Origin of the sequence: Streptomyces sp. NPDC050448 (genome assembly GCF_040655295.1) — a bacterium.
GTDB lineage: Bacteria > Actinomycetota > Actinomycetes > Streptomycetales > Streptomycetaceae > Streptomyces.
In genome coordinates this window covers 41,300-57,202 of sequence record NZ_JBFAJR010000022.1, presented here as the reverse complement: position 1 = coordinate 57,202, position 15,903 = coordinate 41,300, and the positions used below count along the sequence as shown (strand labels likewise).

The window sequence follows — 15,903 nt, the reverse complement described above, 5'->3', positions numbered from 1 at the left end:
CGCGGTACGAAGCCCCTGCGCTCGCGGGGGCTTCGTACTTCGTACCGCGTTCAGGACGGCTGCGTCAGGTGCTTGAAGGCGTCCAGGTTGTACGTCGGCTCGCCGCGCGAGACGCGCCACTCGTACTCGCGCCGGATCGCGCCGGCGAAGCCCAGCTCCAGCAGGGTGTTGAAGGCTCCGTCCGCCGCCTCCAGGACCGTGCCGAGCAGCCGGTCCAGGTCCTCGGGGGTGATCACGGACAGCGGGAGCCGGGCCGTCAGGTAGACGTCGCCGAGGCCGTCGACCGCGTAGGCCATCCCGTACAGCTTGAGGTTGCGCTCCAGCAGCCAGCGGTGGACGCCCGCCTCGTTCTCGTCGGGGTGCCGGATGACGAAGGCGTTCACCGAGAGGGAGTGCCGGCCGATCCGGACCGAGCAGGTGGTGCTCAGCTTCCGGGTGCCGGGGAGCTGGACCACGTACGCGCCCGGTGCCGGGCTCTCCCACGCGAGTCCGGCCTCGGCGAGGGTGCTCTCGATGATCGCGGCGGTGTCGGCGGTGTCAGCGTCAGCCATGGTGGGAGCGTACGCGACGGCGGTGATCATGCATGGCCGCGGTGTACACGTCCGCCGTGCCGCTCGCCGCCGTGTCCCAGCCGAAGAACTGCGCGTGCCGCGCGGCCTCGCCGCCCATCCGGTCCACGAGCCCCGGGTCGTCCACGAAGCGCCGCAGCTCGCGCGCGTAGTCCACCGGGTCGTGCCCGGGTACGAGGATCCCCGTCACCCCGTCGTTGACGGCGACCGGCAGCCCGCCGACCTCGGCGGCCAGCACCGGCGTACCGGTGGCCTGGGCCTCGATCGCGACGAGCCCGAAGGACTCGCTGTACGAGGGCATGACCAGCACGGACGCCGCCCGGAACCAGTCGGCGAGCGCGTCCTGGCGGACCGGGGGGTGGAAGTGCACGAGGTCGGCGATGCCGAGCTTCGCGGCGAGCTTCTGCAGCCCCTCCGGCTTGGCGAGGCCGCTGCCGCTGGGGCCGCCGACGACGGGGACGAAGAGGCGCTGCCGCAGCGAGGGGTCCCGGTCGACGAGCTCGGCGACCGCGCGCAGCAGGATGTCGGGGGCCTTGAGCGGCTGGATCCGGCCGGCGAAGAGCGGGATGACGGCGTCCTGCGGCAGGCCGAGGCGGGCGCGGGCGGCGGCGCGGCCGTCGCCGAGGGTGAAGCGGTCGAGGTTCACGCCGGGGTGGACGACGGCGACCTTGCCGGGGTCGGCGTCGTAGTACCGGACGAGCTCTTCGGCCTCTTCGGTGGTGTTGGCGATGAGCCGGTCGGCGGCGGCGACGATCTGGGTCTCGCCGATGACGCGGGCGGCGGGCTCGGGCGTGTCGCCCTCGGCCAGCGCGGCGTTCTTGACCTTGGCCATGGTGTGCATGGCGTGCACGAGGGGGACGCCCCAGCGTTCGGCGGCGAGCCAGCCCACGTGGCCGGAGAGCCAGTAGTGGGAGTGGACGAGGTCGTAGTAGCCGGGCCGGTGGCCGGCCCAGGCCTGCATGACGCCGTGCGTGAAGGCGCACAGCTGGGCCGGGAGCTCCTCCTTGGCGAGGCCTTCGTACGGGCCCGCGTCCACGTGCCGTACGAGGACTCCGGGGGCCAGCTCGACCACGGGCGGGAGGCCGCCCTCGGTGGCGCGGGTGAAGATCTCGACCTCGATGTTGATCGCGGCGAGGCGCCTGGCCAGCTCCACGATGTACACGTTCATGCCGCCGGCGTCGCCGGTGCCGGGCTGGTGCAGCGGTGAGGTGTGCACGCTGAGCATGGCGACGCGGCGCGGCTTGCGGTGGTGGCCGACGGCCGGCAGTCGCAGGCGGGGCGGGTCGTGGCGGGCACTGCGGGCGGCGGCGATCCGGCCGCCGAGGGTGCCGCCGAGGCGGGACACGTACTGGCTCAAGGGAGCAATTCCTCTCGCTCGGACGACACTCGGACGGCGGCTGGCGGGGCGGGCAGGGCATGGCGGACGGAGCACGCGGGGCGTCCTCCAAGGAGTGCAACCCGGATGGCCGTGTCCCGCATTCCGCGGGACGGGGTTTTTTCCTCGGCGTCTGCCGCGCGGTCTGCCCTCTTTTCATCCGGCGGGGGCCCTCCGCTTACGCTCGGCGCATGTCCTCCCGCTCTGCCCCGCCCCCGCGTCGCCCTGTGGGCACGGTGACGCGCGGGACGACGAATCCGAACCGGCTGCGCCGGATGGACCGCTGGATCGCGGCCACGCACGGGGCGGTGCTGCGGCGCGCGGAGGCGCCGGTCGCGGTGGACCTCGGCTACGGGGCCGCGCCGTGGACGGCGGTGGAGCTGCTGGCCCGACTGCGGGAGGCGGCGCCGCGGGTGCGGGTGGTCGGCATCGAGATCGAGCCGGCGCGGGTCGCGGGGGCGAAGCCGTACGAGCGGGAGGGGCTCAGCTTCCGGCACGGCGGGTTCGAGGTGCCGCTGGAGGGCGGGGCCCGGCCGGCGCTGATCCGCGCGGCGAACGTACTGCGCCAGTACGACGAGGAGCAGGTGGCGGCGGTCTGGGAGCGGCTGTGCGCCCGGCTGACCCCGGACGGTCTGCTCGTCGAGGGCACGTGCGACGAGATCGGGCGGCGCCATGTGTGGGTCGCGCTGGGGCCCGAGGGGGCGCGCACGGTGACGTTCGCGACCCGGCTGGGCTCCCTCGAGCGCCCTTCGGACCTGGCGGAGCGGCTGCCGAAGGCGCTCATCCACCGCAATGTGCCGGGCGAGCCGGTGCATGCGTTCCTGCGCGACTTCGACCGGGCGTGGGCGGCGGCGGCCCCGTACGCCTCGTACGGGGCGCGGCAGCGCTGGATCAGGACGGCGCGGGCGCTGGCCGCCGACTGGCCCCTGGCGGACGGGCCGGCGCGGTGGCGGCAGGGTGAACTGACGGTGCGCTGGGACGCGTTGCGCCCGGCGGGGTGAATGTGGCGCGGCGGGGAACCGGTTGCCGGGGTGGCCCGTTGAGCCGTCGGGATGTGTGTGGGGGACTGGTCGGAGCCGGTGCGATCAGGACAAGATCGGGACGGCATCCACAAGGGTGTTGGAATTCGCCGACTCGTGGCACCATCCCGAAGGCAGCGCAAAGTTACTGATGAATAGTCAGATGTGATGTCGGATCCGATGGTGACCTCATCCCGGATCCGACTCGGGGCACCTTGGGGGAACCATGGGGACCGTGGAGCGCAGGCGGCGCGGGGGCGCGTCCGCTCTCACGCTGCTGTGTGCGACGGCGCTGCTCGCCGTTTCGGGCATGGCGGGCGTGGCACAGGCGGCGCCGTTGCCGGAACCGGGCGCCAAGTCTCTTGAACAGGTACGCAAGGAGATCGACGAGCTGTACCGCCAGGCGGGCACGGCGACGGACGCGTACAACCTCGCCGAGGGCGAGGCCAAGGCCCAGTCCGCCAAGATCGTCGAGATCGCGAAGCAGGTGGTGGCCGGCCAGGACCGGATCACGGCCCTGAAGAACCGTGCGGGAGCAGCCGCGCGCGCCCAGTACCGCTCGGGCGGGATGCCGGCCGGCGCGCAGCTGGCGCTGAGCAACAGCCCGAGCCAGTTCCTCGACGGGGCGGACCGGATCCGCCAGGGCGAGAAGGCGACCACGGACCTGCTGTCCGAAATGAACCGCACGCAGAGCGACTTGCAGCAGTACGCGAAGGACGCGAGCGCGCAGTGGCAGAAGCTGGAAGCCGACCGGATCAAGCAGGAGACCTCGAAGAAGCAGATCGAGGAGAAGATCAAGGCGGCGGAGTCGCTGGAGAGCAAGCTGGAGGCCGAGGAGAAGGCCAGGCTGATCCAGCTGGAGCAGGACGCGCAGTACAAGGCGCAGACGACATGGCTGTCGACGGGCGTGCTGAAGGAGATCAGCAGCTCGGCGTCGGAGTCGGGGAAGAAGGCGGTCCAGTTCGCCACCGGGCAGATCGGCAAGCCGTACAAGTGGGGCGCCGAGGGTCCCGATTCGTTCGACTGCTCCGGGCTCACCTCGCAGGCCTGGCTCGCGGCGGGCAAGGGCATCCCGCGCACCTCGCAGGAGCAGCTGCGGCTGCTGCCGAAGGTCGCGCTCAAGGACATGCGGCCGGGTGACCTGATCATCTACTTCGACGACGCGAGCCATGTGGGGATGTACATCGGGGACGGCGCGATCGTCCACGCCCCCCGCCCGGGCCGCAACATCACCCTGACGGGCGCAGGCTCCATGCCGATCAAGGCAGTGGTCCGCCCCGACGCGTAACCGCTACCGCGGCTGCAACGCCCCGCGCCTCCCGCCCGAAGGCCCCGCGGGCACGGGGCACGTACGGCTCCCCCGGGCCCCCGGCCTGGCCGGCCCTGCCGGCGAGGCTTCCGCGGTGAGTGGGAAAGCCGGTGGCGGAGGGAACCTCCGGGGGCTTCGGGACGTCTCGTCAGGCGGGACGGTGATGGCCTCCGCCGTGACGTTGGTCATTCAGCGGTCATGCCGTGAGGCGGATTCCCCCGGGATAACGGCATATGACAGCGGTCCTGGCCCGGAACACCATTCCGCTCTCCGGCCACCGACCGCTAGGGTCTGCCGGACGCACCCTCGGGGGGAGGGAAGGAACCGGAGACGATGGCCGTACCCGTACCGCGGCAGAGGGACACCCCCGCCACGGAGAGCGCTCAGGCCGCTCAGCCTGCAGCCGCGCACACCGCCGCACCCCAGGCGTCGCTGACCCTGCTGGTGATCGAGGACGACCCCGCGGGCGGACTCACCGTGCCCGAGATCCTCGACGCCGACGGGCACCGCATCCGGCTCCGTACCGCCCGCAACCTCACCGAGGCCGCGCGCCTGCTCACCCACGACGTGCACTGCATCCTGCTGGACCTCTCCCTCCCCGGGACGGGATCCGCTTCGGCAGGCACCGGCTCCCGTACCGCGGTCGCCACCGACACCGCCGTCGACCAGCTGGCCACCCTCCGCGAGGTGCTCCGGATCGCGCCCCACCACGCCGTTCTCGTCCTCACCGCCGAGGCGGACGCCGGGCGCGCCGCCGAGGCCGTCCGGGTCGGCGCACAGGACTTCCTCTTCCGCGACGAGCTGGACGGCCGCCTCCTCAGCCGGGCGATCCGCTACGCCGTGGAGAGGAAACGGGCGGACATCGCCCAGTACAAACTTGCAGAATCGAAACTTCGGGCCCAGGAGAACGCCCGCCTGGAACGCGGCCTGCTCCCCAACCCCCTCCTCGAGGGGTCGGATCTCCGCTTCGCCGCCCGCTACCGCCCCGGCCGCAGCCGCGCCCTCCTCGGCGGGGACTTCTACGACACCGTCCGCACCCCCGACGGCACCGTCCACGCCATGATCGGCGACGTCTGCGGCCACGGCCCCGACGAGGCCGCCCTCGGCGTCGAGCTCCGCATCGCCTGGCGCGCCCTGACCCTGGCCGGCCTGTGCGGCGACGAGCTGCTGTCCACCCTCCAGGAGGTCCTGGAGGTGGAGCGCCCGTGCGATGAGATCTTCGCGACCCTGTGTGCGGTGGACATCTCCCCCGACGGCCGCCGCGCGGGCCTGTGCCTGGCCGGCCATCCGGCGCCGCTGATATCCCGGCCGGGCCGCCGCGCGAGGCTGCTCCCGTACGAGAACAGCGGGCCGGCACTCGGACTGCTGCCCAAGGCCCGCTGGCCCCGCCGCCAGGTCGAGCTGGGCGGCACCTGGAGCCTGATGCTCTACACCGACGGCCTGATCGAGGGCCGCATCGGCGAAGGCAAGGAGCGGCTCGGGCAGGACGGGATGGTCGAGATGATCAACCGGCACCTCGACCGCGGCCTGAGCGGCGAGGGCCTGCTCGAGGCCTCGGTCACCGAGGCCCGGCGCCTCAACGGCGGCGAGCTCACGGACGACGTGGCCGTGGTCCTGCTCTCCCGCAACGAGCCCTGACGGCCTCAAGGGCTGTCCCGCAATCCCCGGCGGGCGAGCCCTCAGCGTCCGCCGTTGTACGGGCCGTACGGCCCGTCGCTGCTGCTGCCACCCTTGCGCCGGCCGCCACCGCCGCCGCCCGAGACCTGCTTGAGGGCCGGGCGTACGTCGACGAAGAACACGATGGTCGCCACGAGGCCGGCGATCTCCAGGAACAGCATCCCCAGGAAGAAGTCCACCAGCACGGTGACCCCGAGGATGACCAGCCAGAACGTCTTGGTCTGCTTGTCGGCGGCGCGGTACGCGTCCTCCCGTGCCAGCAGGGCGAAGACGAAGGCCACGACGGCGAGTGCCAGCATGGCGAACCCGAGCAACGGGAGCACTCCGTTATCGAACCCGTTCATCAACATCGCCTCGACCGCCTTCTCACGCTTCGCACGCCTGATGCCGCCTGCCTCCACGCTACCGGCAGAGCGGCCTTCGCAGACAACAACGGGCCGGACACCCCGCTGGTGCCCGGCCCGTCGTCACGGTATTCGGTTCGCGATTCAGCTCTCGTCGCCCGACACGGCGGCGGCCTTCTTCGCGGTGTTCCTGCGCACCGCGGGCTTCCGGGCGGCCGGCTTCTCCTCGGCGGAGGCGTCGGCCGAGGCATCGGCGGCGGCCGGCTCGGCCTCCGGCTCCGGGCGCGGCTCGACGGCGACCGCGATGTCGACGATCTCGTCGGAGACCTCGCCCCGCCAGGTCCGTACGGCCTGCTCGCCGTGCTCGGCGACCTTGTCGTAGGTCTCCTTGGCGCGCACGGCGTACTCGGCGGCCACGCCGACCCCGCGCAGCGCCAGGTCCTGCGCGGTCTCCCCGAGCCTCTTCGCGTCGATCGCGGTGAGCACCTCGGCGAACTTGGCGGTGACCGCCTCCTGCGCCTCCCTGGCCTTCTCCTGCACGATCTTCGGGTCGGTGTTCTTCACGGCCTCGATGCGCGCGGGGGCCTCGGCGCGCAGCTGCTCGATGAGCCCGGGCACCTTCTTCGCCTGCTGCACCGCGAGGTCGGCGGTCCCGGCGGCGAAGTAGAGCGGAGTCGGGTCGGTGAGGGTCTTCTTCAGGTCATCGGCGATGGCCATGTGGCTGGTCCTCCCGGATCACAGTTCAGTTCGTAGGGGGCATCTCGTCGTCCGCGCCGGCCGGGTCGGCCTCGAGCGCGTTCTCCTTGCGGAACGAGTCGTAGATCTGGAGCAGCACCTGCTTCTGCCGCTCGTTGATGGACGGGTCGCCGAGTATGACGGCCCGCGTCTCCACCTCGTCGCGATCCCGCTCGTCGAGGATCCCGGCCTGCACGTACAGCGTCTCCGCGGAGATCCGCAGCGCCTTGGCGAGCTGCTGCAGGATGTCCGCGCTCGGCTTGCGCAGCCCGCGCTCGATCTGGCTCAGGTACGGATTCGACACCCCCGCCGCGTCGGCGAGCTGCCGCAGCGAAAGCTGGGCCTGCCGCCGCTGCTCGCGGAGGTACTCGCCGAGATTTCCGACGTTGAGCGATGCCATGCCCCGATCCTGCCGCACTCTGCTAACTATTGCAAGCACCTGCTTGCAAAATCACCCACCGGTGATGGGGCGGGGCGCAGGTCACCGGGCGCGCGGCTGGTTGAAACGCAGCATGTTCCCGGCCGGGTCGCGGAAGGCGCAGTCGCGGACGCCGTAGGGCTGGTCGATCGGCTCCTGGAGCACCTCGCCGCCCGCGGCCCGGATGCGCTCGAAGGCGGCGTCGACGTCGTCGGTCGAGAAGATCACGCCGCGCAGCATGCCCTTGGCCAGCAGCTCGGCCATCGCCTGTTTGTCCTCCGGCGAGGCGTTCGGGTTCGCGGCCGGCGGTTCGAGGACGATCTCCACGTCCGGCTGCGCGGGTGAGCCGATGGTCACCCAGCGCATCCCCTCGAACGCCACGTCGTTGCGTACCTCCATGCCGAGGGCGTCGCGGTAGAAGGCGAGCGCCTTGTCGTGGTCGTCGACGGCGATGAAGCACTGGGAGAGCTTGATTTCCATGCCTTCGACGCTACGGGCGGGCGCCGGTTTCCGCTTCTCCGTCCGTGACCGGTCCGCTCCCGGCCGGTCCGCTCCCGGCCGGTCCGCTCCTGGCGGGTCCGCTCCTGGCCGGCCGCGTGAGGATCTTGGCGACGCACGCCGGAATGGCCGCGCCCGGGTCGTGGCGGCGGGCCCGGTACGCGCTCGGGCTCTCGCCGACGAGCTCCGTGAAGCGCGAGCTGAACGACCCCAGCGAGGTACAGCCGACCGCGAAGCAGACCTCCGTCACGCTCAGGTCTCCCCGCCGCAGCAGCGCCTTGGCCCGCTCGACGCGCCGGGTCATCAGGTAGCTGTACGGGGTCTCCCCGAAGGCGGCCCGGAAGCTGCGGGAGAAGTGCCCGGGCGACATGAGGGCGACCCGCGCCAGCGCCGGGACGTCGAGGGGCTGCGCATAGTCGCGGTCCATCGCGTCCCGGGCCCGGCGCAGCCGTACGAGGTCCTCGAGCGTCACCCTGCCAGCCTAAGGCCGCGGTGGCGGCGGTGAGGGGAGAGCGTGACCGCCGCCAGGAGGGGGCCCCAGGCGACGGAGGGGGAGGCAGAGGAAACCCGTGCTCAGGCCGCGCGGGTCCCGATCACCACCGTCGCGTACAGCTCCTCCGAGGTGGCCGCGCGGACCACCAGGCCCGCCGCCGACAGGGCCGAGGCCGTCTGCGGGGACTGGCGGGCGCTCGTCTCGATCAGCAGCCGGCCGCCCGGCGCCAGCCAGGGCAGGGCCCCCGCCGCGACCCGGCGGTGGATGTCCAGGCCGTCCACGCCGCCGTCCAGGGAGGTCAGGGGCTCGTGGTCGCGGGCCTCCGAGGGGAGCAGCCCGATCTCCTGCGTCGGCACGTACGGGGCGTTGACGACCAGGAGGTCCACCCGGCCGCGCAGCGAGTCGGGGAGCGCGGCGTACAGGTCGCCCTCGTGGACCCGCCCGTCGTAAGGGGCCACGTTGAGCCGCGCGTACGCCAGCGCCGCCGGATCGACGTCCGCCGCGTGCAGTTCCACCCGGGAGCCCAGCTGCGCCGCCACCGCCGCGCCCAGCGCGCCGACCCCGCAGCACAGGTCGAGCACCACGGCGTCCGGCCGGGCCAGGGCCACGGCCTCCTGCACGAGGAACTCGGTGCGCCGGCGCGGTACGAAGGCCCCCGCGCCGACGCGCATGCGCAGTCCGCAGAACTCCGCCCAGCCGACGACGTGTTCCAGCGGTTCGCCGCCGGCCCGGCGGGCCACCAGGGCCGCCAGGTGGCCGTCGTCCTCGGCGGCGGCCGTCAGCAGCTCGGCCTCCTCCTCCGCGAAGACGCAGCCCGCCGCCCGCAGGGTTTCCACAATCGAAGCCACGTAGCTCAGCCCACTCCTCGGTTCCGCGTCAACAGTGCCATGCCCGCGAGGTCAGAAGACGTCCGGGCACCACGGGCGGCGGGCCGTGCGGAACACCGCGTCCGCGAGCGCCAGCGCCCCCGGCCGCTCCTCCACGACCTGCCCGAGCGCGCCGAGGCGCACCGCCGACTCGTCGCCGAGGTACAGGGAGCCCAGCGCCGACACGTCGAGGCGCAGGTCCGCCGGCTCCTCGGTGACCGCGCACTCCCCCGCGCCCGCGTCGAGCCGGTAGCGGCCGGCGGCCGGCCCCGCCGCGTCCGTCACCTCGAGTACGAGGACCCCGGGCACGGCGTACGTCCGCGCGCCCAGCGCCCGTACGACGTCCAGCACCCGCAGCCACAGGAAGTCCGAGGCGGTCACGATCGTGGCCGCACGCGGGTCGGGCAGCAGGTGTGCGACGAGGTCGTCGGGGGCGCGGTAGCCGGTGCGGACCTTCAGCACCCAGTCGATGGAGCACAGGAAGTGCCACAGGGCGCGCTGCGCGTCCGGGGTGACCGCGATCAGGTCCTTCACCTGCACGGTGTTGAGCGGGAGCTTCCCGTCCGTCCAGCGGTCGTCGGACGTGTACACGGCGAGGCCGGCCGGTTCGCCGTCCGCCGTCCGGTACACGGCGTAGAACTTGTCCTTGTACGGGCGGTGGGACGTCTCCTCCAGCCCGGAGGCCAGGCTCCACCAGCGCGCGTTACGGCTGACCGTGCCGGGCGAGACCGCCCGCAGCCGCTCGTGCAGGACGGGGCCGATCGTCCGCGCCTCGGCCACGTCGACCAGCTCGATCCGGCCGCCGTCCGCAGGCCCGGACCAGCGCGGGTCGAGCCCGGTGCGGCTCACGTCGATCTCCCACTCGGTGACCGAGGCGGCGGGCCCGTAGCCGTACCGCCCGTAGATCGGGTACTCGGCGGAGATCAGCGTCGACACCACGTCGCCGCGCGCCTTCGCGGCCGCCAGCTCGGTGGCCATCATGCGGGTCAGCAGGCCCTGGCGGCGGTGTGTGGGCAGCACGGCGACATTGGTGACGGCGCTGGCGGGCACGGTCGCGCCGCCGGGGACCGTCAACTCCTGGGTGAACGAGCGGAAGGTGGCCACGCAGCGGCCCGTGGCCGCGTCGAAGCCGCCCAGCGTGCGGCCCAGGTCGGTGTACTTGGCCCGCTGGGCGACATCGGACTCGGTGACGCGTTCGGGTCGCACGAAGCCGGTGTTCACGGCTTGGAGCCACTCGGGGAGTTCGGAGGCGGCGATCGGCCGGACGTCTGCACTCATAGTCGGCCACGCTAACCGCCGCCCCGGGCCGAGTCGCCCGAATTATCTACACCAGCAGGTCGTCCACCTGCGCCTCGCCCTCCCGGTAGCGCCGGGTGATCTCCGCGCTGCAGTCGTCCGCCGTGCGCTGCAGCTGGTGCCGGCGCCGTGAGACCTGCTGCTCGTAGCGCACCAACCGGCCCATCGCGTCGTGCAGTTCACCGTCGGTGCGCGCATCCAGGTCCGACAGCTCCACGTCGGACAGCATCTCCGCGGCCAGCAGCCGGAACTCCTCTCTGTGCGGGGTGCCGAGCGTGACGTGCCGGGCGGAGGCGCTGCGGCTGGAGGGCGCGTCGGCGAGGATCTCCGAGAGCCGGTCGACCACCGGCGGCTCCGGGGTCACCGGGGCCTCCGGGTCGCTACGCCGGGCCAGTTCGGCGCGCAGGATGTCGATCCGGCCCTGGAGGAGTCTGCGTACGTAGCTCAGATCGGCCTCGTCGCGCTGCGCGTCGCGGCGCAGCGTGCGCAGTTCCGGCAGCCCGAGCGCGGTGGCGAGCGTGGTCGGCGCCTGCCCCTCGCCCATGCGCTGCGCGGGCGGTCTGGCCGCGCCTGTCGGAGTGGCCGCGGATGCTGCAGGTACGGGTGATGCAGGTACGGAAGTACCGGAAGTATTCATGTGAACGTGTCCGTCCCCTCGACCGGTGCATGGGGTCGCCCCCGGCCCGTGGAACCGGGGGGAAGCACCGCCTGCATGCATCGTGCCACTCTCCGTGGTGCCGGTGCAGTCCCACGCCACCCGATCGGCCCCTGATGGGTGCACGCCTGATACACAGGTGGGATGCGAGCAGTGGTGCAGAGGGTGGACGGCGCGAGCGTCGTCGTGGCCGGTGAGACCGTGGGCGAGTTCGTCGGCGAGGGGCTGTGCGTGCTGGTGGGGGTGACCCACGACGACACCCCGGAGAAGGCGGCGCAACTGGCGCGCAAGCTCTGGTCCGTACGGATCCTGGAGGCGGAGAAGTCCTGCAGCGACGTGGCCGCGCCGCTGCTGGTGATCTCGCAGTTCACGCTCTACGGAGACGCCCGCAAGGGCCGCCGCCCCACGTGGAACGCGGCGGCGCCCGGCGAGGTCGCCGAGCCGCTGGTCGACGAGGTCGTCGCGCAGCTGCGCGCGCTGGGGGCGACGGTGGAAACGGGCCGGTTCGGCGCGGACATGCGGGTCTCGCTGACCAACCACGGCCCGTTCACCCTCGTCATCGACGTCTGAGACGTCCGAGCGGCTACGGCGCTACGACGACCTCCTGCGCGGCGGCCGTCTTCCCGGCCAGCAGCGGGGCGTCGACCGGCACGTTCCGCTTGACCAGTGCGAGCGCGATCGGGCCCAGCTCGTGGTGGCGGACCGCGGTGGTCACGAAGCCCAGCTGGCGGCCCTCCTCCCCGTCGGCGGCGAGCCGGATCGGGGTGCCGTGTGCCGGGAGCAGCACCTCGGAGCCGTCCAGGTGCAGGAAGACCAGGCGGCGCGGGGGCTTGCCGAGGTTGTGGACGCGGGCCACCGTCTCCTGGCCGCGGTAGCAGCCCTTCTGGAGGTGCACGGCGGTGCCGATCCAGCCCAGCTCGTGCGGGATGGTGCGGTGGTCGGTCTCCAGGCCGAGCCGCGGCCGGTGCGCCTCCACGCGCAGGGCCTCGTACGCGAGGAGCCCGGCGGCGGGGCCGTGCGCCGCGGCGAAGGTCTCCAGCTCGGCGCGGGGCAGGAAGACGTCGCGGCCGTGCGCGGTCTCCCGTACGGCGTACTCCTTGGAGACCTCGGCGATGGAGCCGGCCGGCAGGTGCACGACGGCGAAGTCGGCGGTCCGGTCGGCGACTTCGACGCGGTAGAAGAACTTCATCGACTCCAGGTAGGCGATCAGCGCCTCCTGGGTGCCGGGCTCCACGTGCGCCCACACGGTCTCGCCGTCGTCGACGAGGTAGAGCGCGTGCTCGATGTGGCCGTTGGCGGAGAGGATCAGCGCCTCGGTGGCCTGCCCGGGCGGGAGTTCCGTGAGGTGCTGGGTGAGCAGCAGGTGCAGCCAGCTCAGCCGCTCCGGTCCGGTGACGGTGACGACCCCGCGGTGCGAGAGGTCGACGAAACCGCGGCCGTCCGCGAGTGCGCGTTGTTCGCCGTACAGCTCTCCGTAGTGGGCGGCGACGCCCTCGTCGCGGCCTTCGGCCGGTACGGCGCCGGGGAGATGGAGCAAGGGGCTGCTGGTCATGCCACCAAGCCTACGACCCTGCCCGGTCCGCTCCTATGCCGGAGCGTCGTGCTGCTTGGCGGCGCACTTCTTGCACAGTCCGAAGATCGCGAAGTGCTTCATGTCGGTCTCGAAGCCGAAGGTGGCGCGCAGTTTCGCGGTGAACTCGGCGGCGATGTCCACGTCCGCCTCGATGACCTCGGTGCACTCGCGGCAGACCAGGTGGATGTGGTGGTGCCGGTCGGCGAGGTGGTACGTCGGGGCCCCGTGCCCGAGATGGGCGTGCGAGACGAGCTTCAGCTCCTCCAGGAGCTCCAGCGTGCGGTAGACGGTGGAGATGTTGACTCCGGAGGCGGTCTTGCGCACGTGGACGAGGATCTCGTCCGGGGTCGCGTGCTCCAGGGTGTCGACCGCTTCCAGCACGAGCTGGCGCTGCGGGGTCAGCCGGTAGCCGCGCTGCCGCAGATCGCTCTTCCAGTCAGCACTTTCGGTGTCTCCGATGGTCCCCACCCGGCCAGTGTAAGCGCGCGAAGGGGACCGCGGGCCGGCCCGCGATCCCCTTCTTGCACAGCCTGTGGACGTCCGCTCAGCGGAAGAAGGCGATGCCGTCGTCCGGCATGTCCGGGAGGTTGCGCGCCATCTCGGCGACCTCCTCGGGCGTGACGACCTTCTTGAGCTGGGCCGACATGTACGGGCGCAGCTCGACGTCCGGGGTGGCCTTCTCGCCGACCCACATCAGGTCGCTCTTCACGTAGCCGTAGAGCCGCTTGCCGCCGCTGTACGGGCCGGAGGCGGCGGTGCGGGCGACGGCGTCCGTGATCAGGTCGATCTGGGGCTTCTGGTCGGCGAGCTCGCCGTACCAGACCTCGACGACGCCCTGGTCGCGGACCATGACGATCTCGACCTTGCGGTCCTTGTCGATGCGCCAGAAGCCGGACTCGGACTCCAGCGGCCGCACCTTGTTGCCCTCGGCGTCGAGGACCCAGCTGTGGGAGGTGTACGCCAGGAAGTCCCGGCCGTCGTGGCTGAAGACGACTTCCTGGCCGAAGTTGCACTTCTCTTCACCGGGGAAGTCGAAGACGCCTGCGCCCTCCCAGGTGCCGAGGAGAAAGGCGAGGGGCACGAGGCCCGGGTTCAGGTCGGACGGGATCTGGATCATGAATGGCTGCTCAGGCGATCTGTGGGGAGGGGTTCCGGGTCCGGGAGGGCGGCCGATCGGAGATCAGCGCTGGCCCTGGTACAGCTTCTTCACTGCGAGGCCGGTGAAGGCGAGCACGCCGACGCAGACCAGAACCAGCAGGGAGGTGAAGAATGCCTCAAGCACGGGGTGCTCCTCGGAGTGATGTGGGCGTGTACGGGCCGGTCCCCAAGCCTACTGGCCCGCGGGCCGGCGCACTCCGTGAGGTAGACCGCACGCCGGGCGCGCCTCTTGCGGCGGCCCGGGAAGGGGCTCGGCGCGTTTCAGTCCTCGTGACGCCGCTTTCCGTCCAGTTCGTCCCACCACTCGTCGGACTTCGGATCGCCCGAGGGGTCGTCCCACCAGCGGTCTTCCGGCCCGCGCCGGTTCGCGATCATCGCGGCGACCGGCGGGATGACCATGGCGACCACGCACAGGGCGACGGCCGCCTCCACCGAGAACAGCCGCACGAAGGACCAGGCGGATACGAAGAGGAAGATGCATCCGCCCATGAGGAGGAAGTAGATGCGGCGCCGCCGGGCGTACATGCCTCCAGGGTAGAGCCGGAGGCGGACGGCGCGAAGGGCCGCACCCCGTTCCAGTGGCGTCCAACCCCCGGGGGTGCGGCCCTTCGGCCGGTCCATCGATTGCTGCGTGAGCAGCGCGGTCGTCAGACCGCGATCGCCACGTCCGTCACGCCGCCGGCCTCGGCCACGACCACGGCGCGGTCCGCCTGGGCGCCGGGGACCAGCGCGCGCAGGGTCCACGAGCCGGTCGCCGCGTAGAAGCGGAACTGGCCCGTCGCCGAGGTCGGGACCTCGGCCGTGAACTCGCCGGTCGAGTCGAGCAGGCGCACGTACCCGCTGATGGGCTCGCCGTCCTTGGTCACCTGACCCTGGATGGCGGTCTCACCGGGCTTGAGCGTCGCGAGGTCGGGCCCGCCGATCTGTGCTCCACACATGTTCTCTGTCCTGTCCTGGAGAGGTCGTCCTACGAGGGGCGTCGCGTGCCCGGTCGTCTGAATTACTTGTTGGCGCCGAGCTCGATCGGCACGCCGACCAGGGAGCCGTACTCGGTCCAGGAGCCGTCGTAGTTCTTGACGTTCTCCTGGCCCAGGAGCTCGTGCAGCACGAACCAGGTGAGCGCGGAGCGCTCACCGATGCGGCAGTACGCGATGGTGTCCTTCGACAGGTCGACCTGCTCGGCCTCGTAGAGGGCGGTCAGTTCCTCGTCGGACTTGAAGGTGCCGTCGTCGTTGGCGTTCTTCGACCACGGGATGTTGCGGGCGCTCGGCACGTGGCCGGGGCGCTGCGACTGCTCCTGCGGGAGGTGCGCCGGGGCGAGCAGCTTGCCGGAGAACTCGTCGGGCGAGCGGACGTCGACCAGGTTCTGGGCGCCGATCGCGGCCACGACGTCGTCGCGGAAGGCGCGGATCGAGGCGTTCTGCGGCTGGGCCTTGTACTGGGTGGCCGGGCGGTTCGGGACCTCGGCGCCGTCGACCAGGTCGCGGGAGTCGAGCTCCCACTTCTTGCGGCCGCCGTCGAGGAGGCGGACGTCCTGGTGGCCGTACAGCTTGAAGTACCAGTAGGCGTACGACGCGAACCAGTTGTTGTTGCCGCCGTAGAGGACGACGGTGTCGTCGTTGGAGATGCCCTTGGCGGAGAGGAGCTTCTCGAAGCCCTCCTGGTCCACGAAGTCGCGGCGGACCGGGTCCTGGAGGTCCTGCTTCCAGTCGATCCGGACGGCGTTGGTGATGTGGTTCTTGTCGTATGCGGACGTGTCCTCGTCCACCTCGACGATGACGACGTCGGCGTCGTTCAGGTGGGCCTCGACCCAGTCGGCGTCTACGAGGACGTCGCTGCGGCTCATGGTGTTCTCCTCCGGGGCAGTGTGCGGCGGGGCGTGCTGTGCAGGTGCAGGTGCTGCGGGGCGGTCTGCTGG

At 71.9% G+C, this 15,903-nt stretch carries 20 protein-coding genes; 4 read left to right on the top strand and 16 right to left on the bottom strand.

Annotated elements, in window-relative coordinates:
- Positions 1 to 50 precede the first annotated feature (50 nt).
- Both AB0I68_RS24390 and mshA read right to left on the bottom strand, forming a co-directional pair.
- Positions 51 to 551, bottom strand: coding sequence for a YbjN domain-containing protein (locus tag AB0I68_RS24390; RefSeq protein ID WP_363179463.1), 501 nt, complete (start codon positions 549 to 551; stop codon positions 51 to 53).
- Positions 544 to 1,842 carry a D-inositol-3-phosphate glycosyltransferase gene (gene mshA / locus AB0I68_RS24385; protein WP_363179539.1) on the bottom strand — a complete coding sequence of 433 codons (1,299 nt, stop codon included), beginning with the start codon at positions 1,840 to 1,842 and terminating at the stop codon, positions 544 to 546. Before mshA ends, AB0I68_RS24390 begins: the two co-directional genes overlap by 8 nt.
- Positions 1,843 to 2,135: 293 nt before the next feature.
- On the opposite strand from mshA, the gene AB0I68_RS24380 reads away from it, so the two are divergent.
- The 3 genes from AB0I68_RS24380 to AB0I68_RS24370 all read left to right on the top strand — a co-directional run bounded on the left by AB0I68_RS24380 (position 2,136) and on the right by AB0I68_RS24370 (position 5,910).
- On the top strand, positions 2,136 to 2,945 hold the full coding sequence (locus tag AB0I68_RS24380) for a class I SAM-dependent methyltransferase (protein ID WP_363179462.1): 810 nt from the start codon (positions 2,136 to 2,138) through the stop codon (positions 2,943 to 2,945).
- Between the two features lie 244 nt (positions 2,946 to 3,189).
- On the top strand, positions 3,190 to 4,251 hold the full coding sequence (locus tag AB0I68_RS24375) for an NlpC/P60 family protein (RefSeq protein WP_363179461.1): 1,062 nt from the start codon (positions 3,190 to 3,192) through the stop codon (positions 4,249 to 4,251).
- Positions 4,252 to 4,605: 354 nt separating this feature from the next.
- The gene (locus tag AB0I68_RS24370; RefSeq protein WP_363179460.1) at positions 4,606 to 5,910 is read left to right on the top strand and encodes a fused response regulator/phosphatase; all 1,305 of its coding nucleotides are present in this window, start codon (positions 4,606 to 4,608) and stop codon (positions 5,908 to 5,910) included.
- A gap of 41 nt (positions 5,911 to 5,951) precedes the next feature.
- Here AB0I68_RS24370 and AB0I68_RS24365 read toward each other — a convergent pair whose 3' ends face one another.
- The 8 genes from AB0I68_RS24365 to AB0I68_RS24330 all read right to left on the bottom strand — a co-directional run bounded on the left by AB0I68_RS24365 (position 5,952) and on the right by AB0I68_RS24330 (position 11,236).
- Positions 5,952 to 6,299, bottom strand: coding sequence for a DUF2516 family protein (locus AB0I68_RS24365; RefSeq protein WP_363179459.1), 348 nt, complete (start codon positions 6,297 to 6,299; stop codon positions 5,952 to 5,954).
- Positions 6,300 to 6,437: 138 nt separating this feature from the next.
- A complete protein-coding gene (locus tag AB0I68_RS24360) occupies positions 6,438 to 7,010 on the bottom strand; it encodes a hypothetical protein (RefSeq protein ID WP_363179458.1) in 573 nt (190 codons plus the stop codon).
- Positions 7,011 to 7,035: 25 nt separating this feature from the next.
- On the bottom strand, positions 7,036 to 7,428 hold the full coding sequence (locus AB0I68_RS24355) for a helix-turn-helix domain-containing protein (RefSeq protein ID WP_363179457.1): 393 nt from the start codon (positions 7,426 to 7,428) through the stop codon (positions 7,036 to 7,038).
- 81 nt (positions 7,429 to 7,509) lie between these two features.
- Positions 7,510 to 7,926 carry a VOC family protein gene (locus tag AB0I68_RS24350; protein ID WP_363179456.1) on the bottom strand — a complete coding sequence of 139 codons (417 nt, stop codon included), beginning with the start codon at positions 7,924 to 7,926 and terminating at the stop codon, positions 7,510 to 7,512.
- 10 nt (positions 7,927 to 7,936) lie between these two features.
- A complete protein-coding gene (locus AB0I68_RS24345; protein WP_363179455.1) occupies positions 7,937 to 8,416 on the bottom strand; it encodes a helix-turn-helix transcriptional regulator in 480 nt (159 codons plus the stop codon).
- 101 nt (positions 8,417 to 8,517) lie between these two features.
- Entirely contained in the window at positions 8,518 to 9,294 is a 777-nt protein-coding gene (locus tag AB0I68_RS24340; RefSeq protein WP_363179538.1) for a putative protein N(5)-glutamine methyltransferase, read from the bottom strand.
- 42 nt (positions 9,295 to 9,336) lie between these two features.
- Positions 9,337 to 10,581, bottom strand: a complete 1,245-nt coding sequence (locus AB0I68_RS24335) for a GNAT family N-acetyltransferase (protein ID WP_363179454.1) — start codon at positions 10,579 to 10,581, stop codon at positions 9,337 to 9,339.
- A 46-nt stretch (positions 10,582 to 10,627) separates the two neighbouring features.
- Positions 10,628 to 11,236 (bottom strand): AmfC protein, encoded by a 609-nt coding sequence (locus tag AB0I68_RS24330; protein WP_363179453.1) that lies wholly within the window; start codon positions 11,234 to 11,236, stop codon positions 10,628 to 10,630.
- A 162-nt stretch (positions 11,237 to 11,398) separates the two neighbouring features.
- Here AB0I68_RS24330 and dtd point away from each other — a divergent pair, with 162 nt between their 5' ends.
- Entirely contained in the window at positions 11,399 to 11,824 is a 426-nt protein-coding gene (dtd, locus tag AB0I68_RS24325; protein ID WP_363179452.1) for a D-aminoacyl-tRNA deacylase, read from the top strand.
- A gap of 13 nt (positions 11,825 to 11,837) precedes the next feature.
- Here the strand turns inward: dtd and AB0I68_RS24320 are convergent, their stop codons facing one another.
- The 6 genes from AB0I68_RS24320 to AB0I68_RS24295 form a co-directional block, all read right to left on the bottom strand.
- Positions 11,838 to 12,806 (bottom strand): folate-binding protein, encoded by a 969-nt coding sequence (locus AB0I68_RS24320; RefSeq protein WP_363179451.1) that lies wholly within the window; start codon positions 12,804 to 12,806, stop codon positions 11,838 to 11,840.
- Between the two features lie 33 nt (positions 12,807 to 12,839).
- On the bottom strand, positions 12,840 to 13,286 hold the full coding sequence (locus AB0I68_RS24315; RefSeq protein WP_363179537.1) for a transcriptional repressor: 447 nt from the start codon (positions 13,284 to 13,286) through the stop codon (positions 12,840 to 12,842).
- Positions 13,287 to 13,371: 85 nt separating this feature from the next.
- Complete coding sequence (locus AB0I68_RS24310) at positions 13,372 to 13,944, bottom strand: FABP family protein (RefSeq protein WP_363179450.1); 573 nt, start codon at positions 13,942 to 13,944, stop codon at positions 13,372 to 13,374.
- 302 nt (positions 13,945 to 14,246) lie between these two features.
- Entirely contained in the window at positions 14,247 to 14,510 is a 264-nt protein-coding gene (locus tag AB0I68_RS24305) for a DUF3099 domain-containing protein (RefSeq protein WP_363179449.1), read from the bottom strand.
- A 122-nt stretch (positions 14,511 to 14,632) separates the two neighbouring features.
- Positions 14,633 to 14,923 carry a DUF1416 domain-containing protein gene (locus tag AB0I68_RS24300; protein WP_007265476.1) on the bottom strand — a complete coding sequence of 97 codons (291 nt, stop codon included), beginning with the start codon at positions 14,921 to 14,923 and terminating at the stop codon, positions 14,633 to 14,635.
- 62 nt (positions 14,924 to 14,985) lie between these two features.
- A complete protein-coding gene (locus AB0I68_RS24295) occupies positions 14,986 to 15,831 on the bottom strand; it encodes a sulfurtransferase (RefSeq protein WP_363179448.1) in 846 nt (281 codons plus the stop codon).
- Between the last annotated feature and the right edge of the window lie 72 nt (positions 15,832 to 15,903).

Bases quoted from the DNA above. Each gene is read 5' to 3' on its own strand.
- AB0I68_RS24365 (WP_363179459.1), bottom strand. From the start codon at position 6,299: ATGTTGATGAACGGGTTCGATAACGGAGTGCTCCCGTTGCTCGGGTTC.
- AB0I68_RS24350 (WP_363179456.1), bottom strand. From the start codon at position 7,926: ATGGAAATCAAGCTCTCCCAGTGCTTCATCGCCGTCGACGACCACGAC.
- AB0I68_RS24335 (WP_363179454.1), bottom strand. From the start codon at position 10,581: ATGAGTGCAGACGTCCGGCCGATCGCCGCCTCCGAACTCCCCGAGTGG.
- AB0I68_RS24380 (WP_363179462.1), top strand. From the start codon at position 2,136: ATGTCCTCCCGCTCTGCCCCGCCCCCGCGTCGCCCTGTGGGCACGGTG.
- AB0I68_RS24330 (WP_363179453.1), bottom strand. From the start codon at position 11,236: ATGAATACTTCCGGTACTTCCGTACCTGCATCACCCGTACCTGCAGCA.
- AB0I68_RS24375 (WP_363179461.1), top strand. From the start codon at position 3,190: ATGGGGACCGTGGAGCGCAGGCGGCGCGGGGGCGCGTCCGCTCTCACG.
- AB0I68_RS24355 (WP_363179457.1), bottom strand. From the start codon at position 7,428: ATGGCATCGCTCAACGTCGGAAATCTCGGCGAGTACCTCCGCGAGCAG.
- AB0I68_RS24295 (WP_363179448.1), bottom strand. From the start codon at position 15,831: ATGAGCCGCAGCGACGTCCTCGTAGACGCCGACTGGGTCGAGGCCCAC.
- AB0I68_RS24310 (WP_363179450.1), bottom strand. From the start codon at position 13,944: ATGATCCAGATCCCGTCCGACCTGAACCCGGGCCTCGTGCCCCTCGCC.
- AB0I68_RS24320 (WP_363179451.1), bottom strand. From the start codon at position 12,806: ATGACCAGCAGCCCCTTGCTCCATCTCCCCGGCGCCGTACCGGCCGAA.
- AB0I68_RS24360 (WP_363179458.1), bottom strand. From the start codon at position 7,010: ATGGCCATCGCCGATGACCTGAAGAAGACCCTCACCGACCCGACTCCG.
- AB0I68_RS24300 (WP_007265476.1), bottom strand. From the start codon at position 14,923: ATGTGTGGAGCACAGATCGGCGGGCCCGACCTCGCGACGCTCAAGCCC.
- AB0I68_RS24390 (WP_363179463.1), bottom strand. From the start codon at position 551: ATGGCTGACGCTGACACCGCCGACACCGCCGCGATCATCGAGAGCACC.
- dtd (WP_363179452.1), top strand. From the start codon at position 11,399: ATGCGAGCAGTGGTGCAGAGGGTGGACGGCGCGAGCGTCGTCGTGGCC.
- AB0I68_RS24370 (WP_363179460.1), top strand. From the start codon at position 4,606: ATGGCCGTACCCGTACCGCGGCAGAGGGACACCCCCGCCACGGAGAGC.
- AB0I68_RS24305 (WP_363179449.1), bottom strand. From the start codon at position 14,510: ATGTACGCCCGGCGGCGCCGCATCTACTTCCTCCTCATGGGCGGATGC.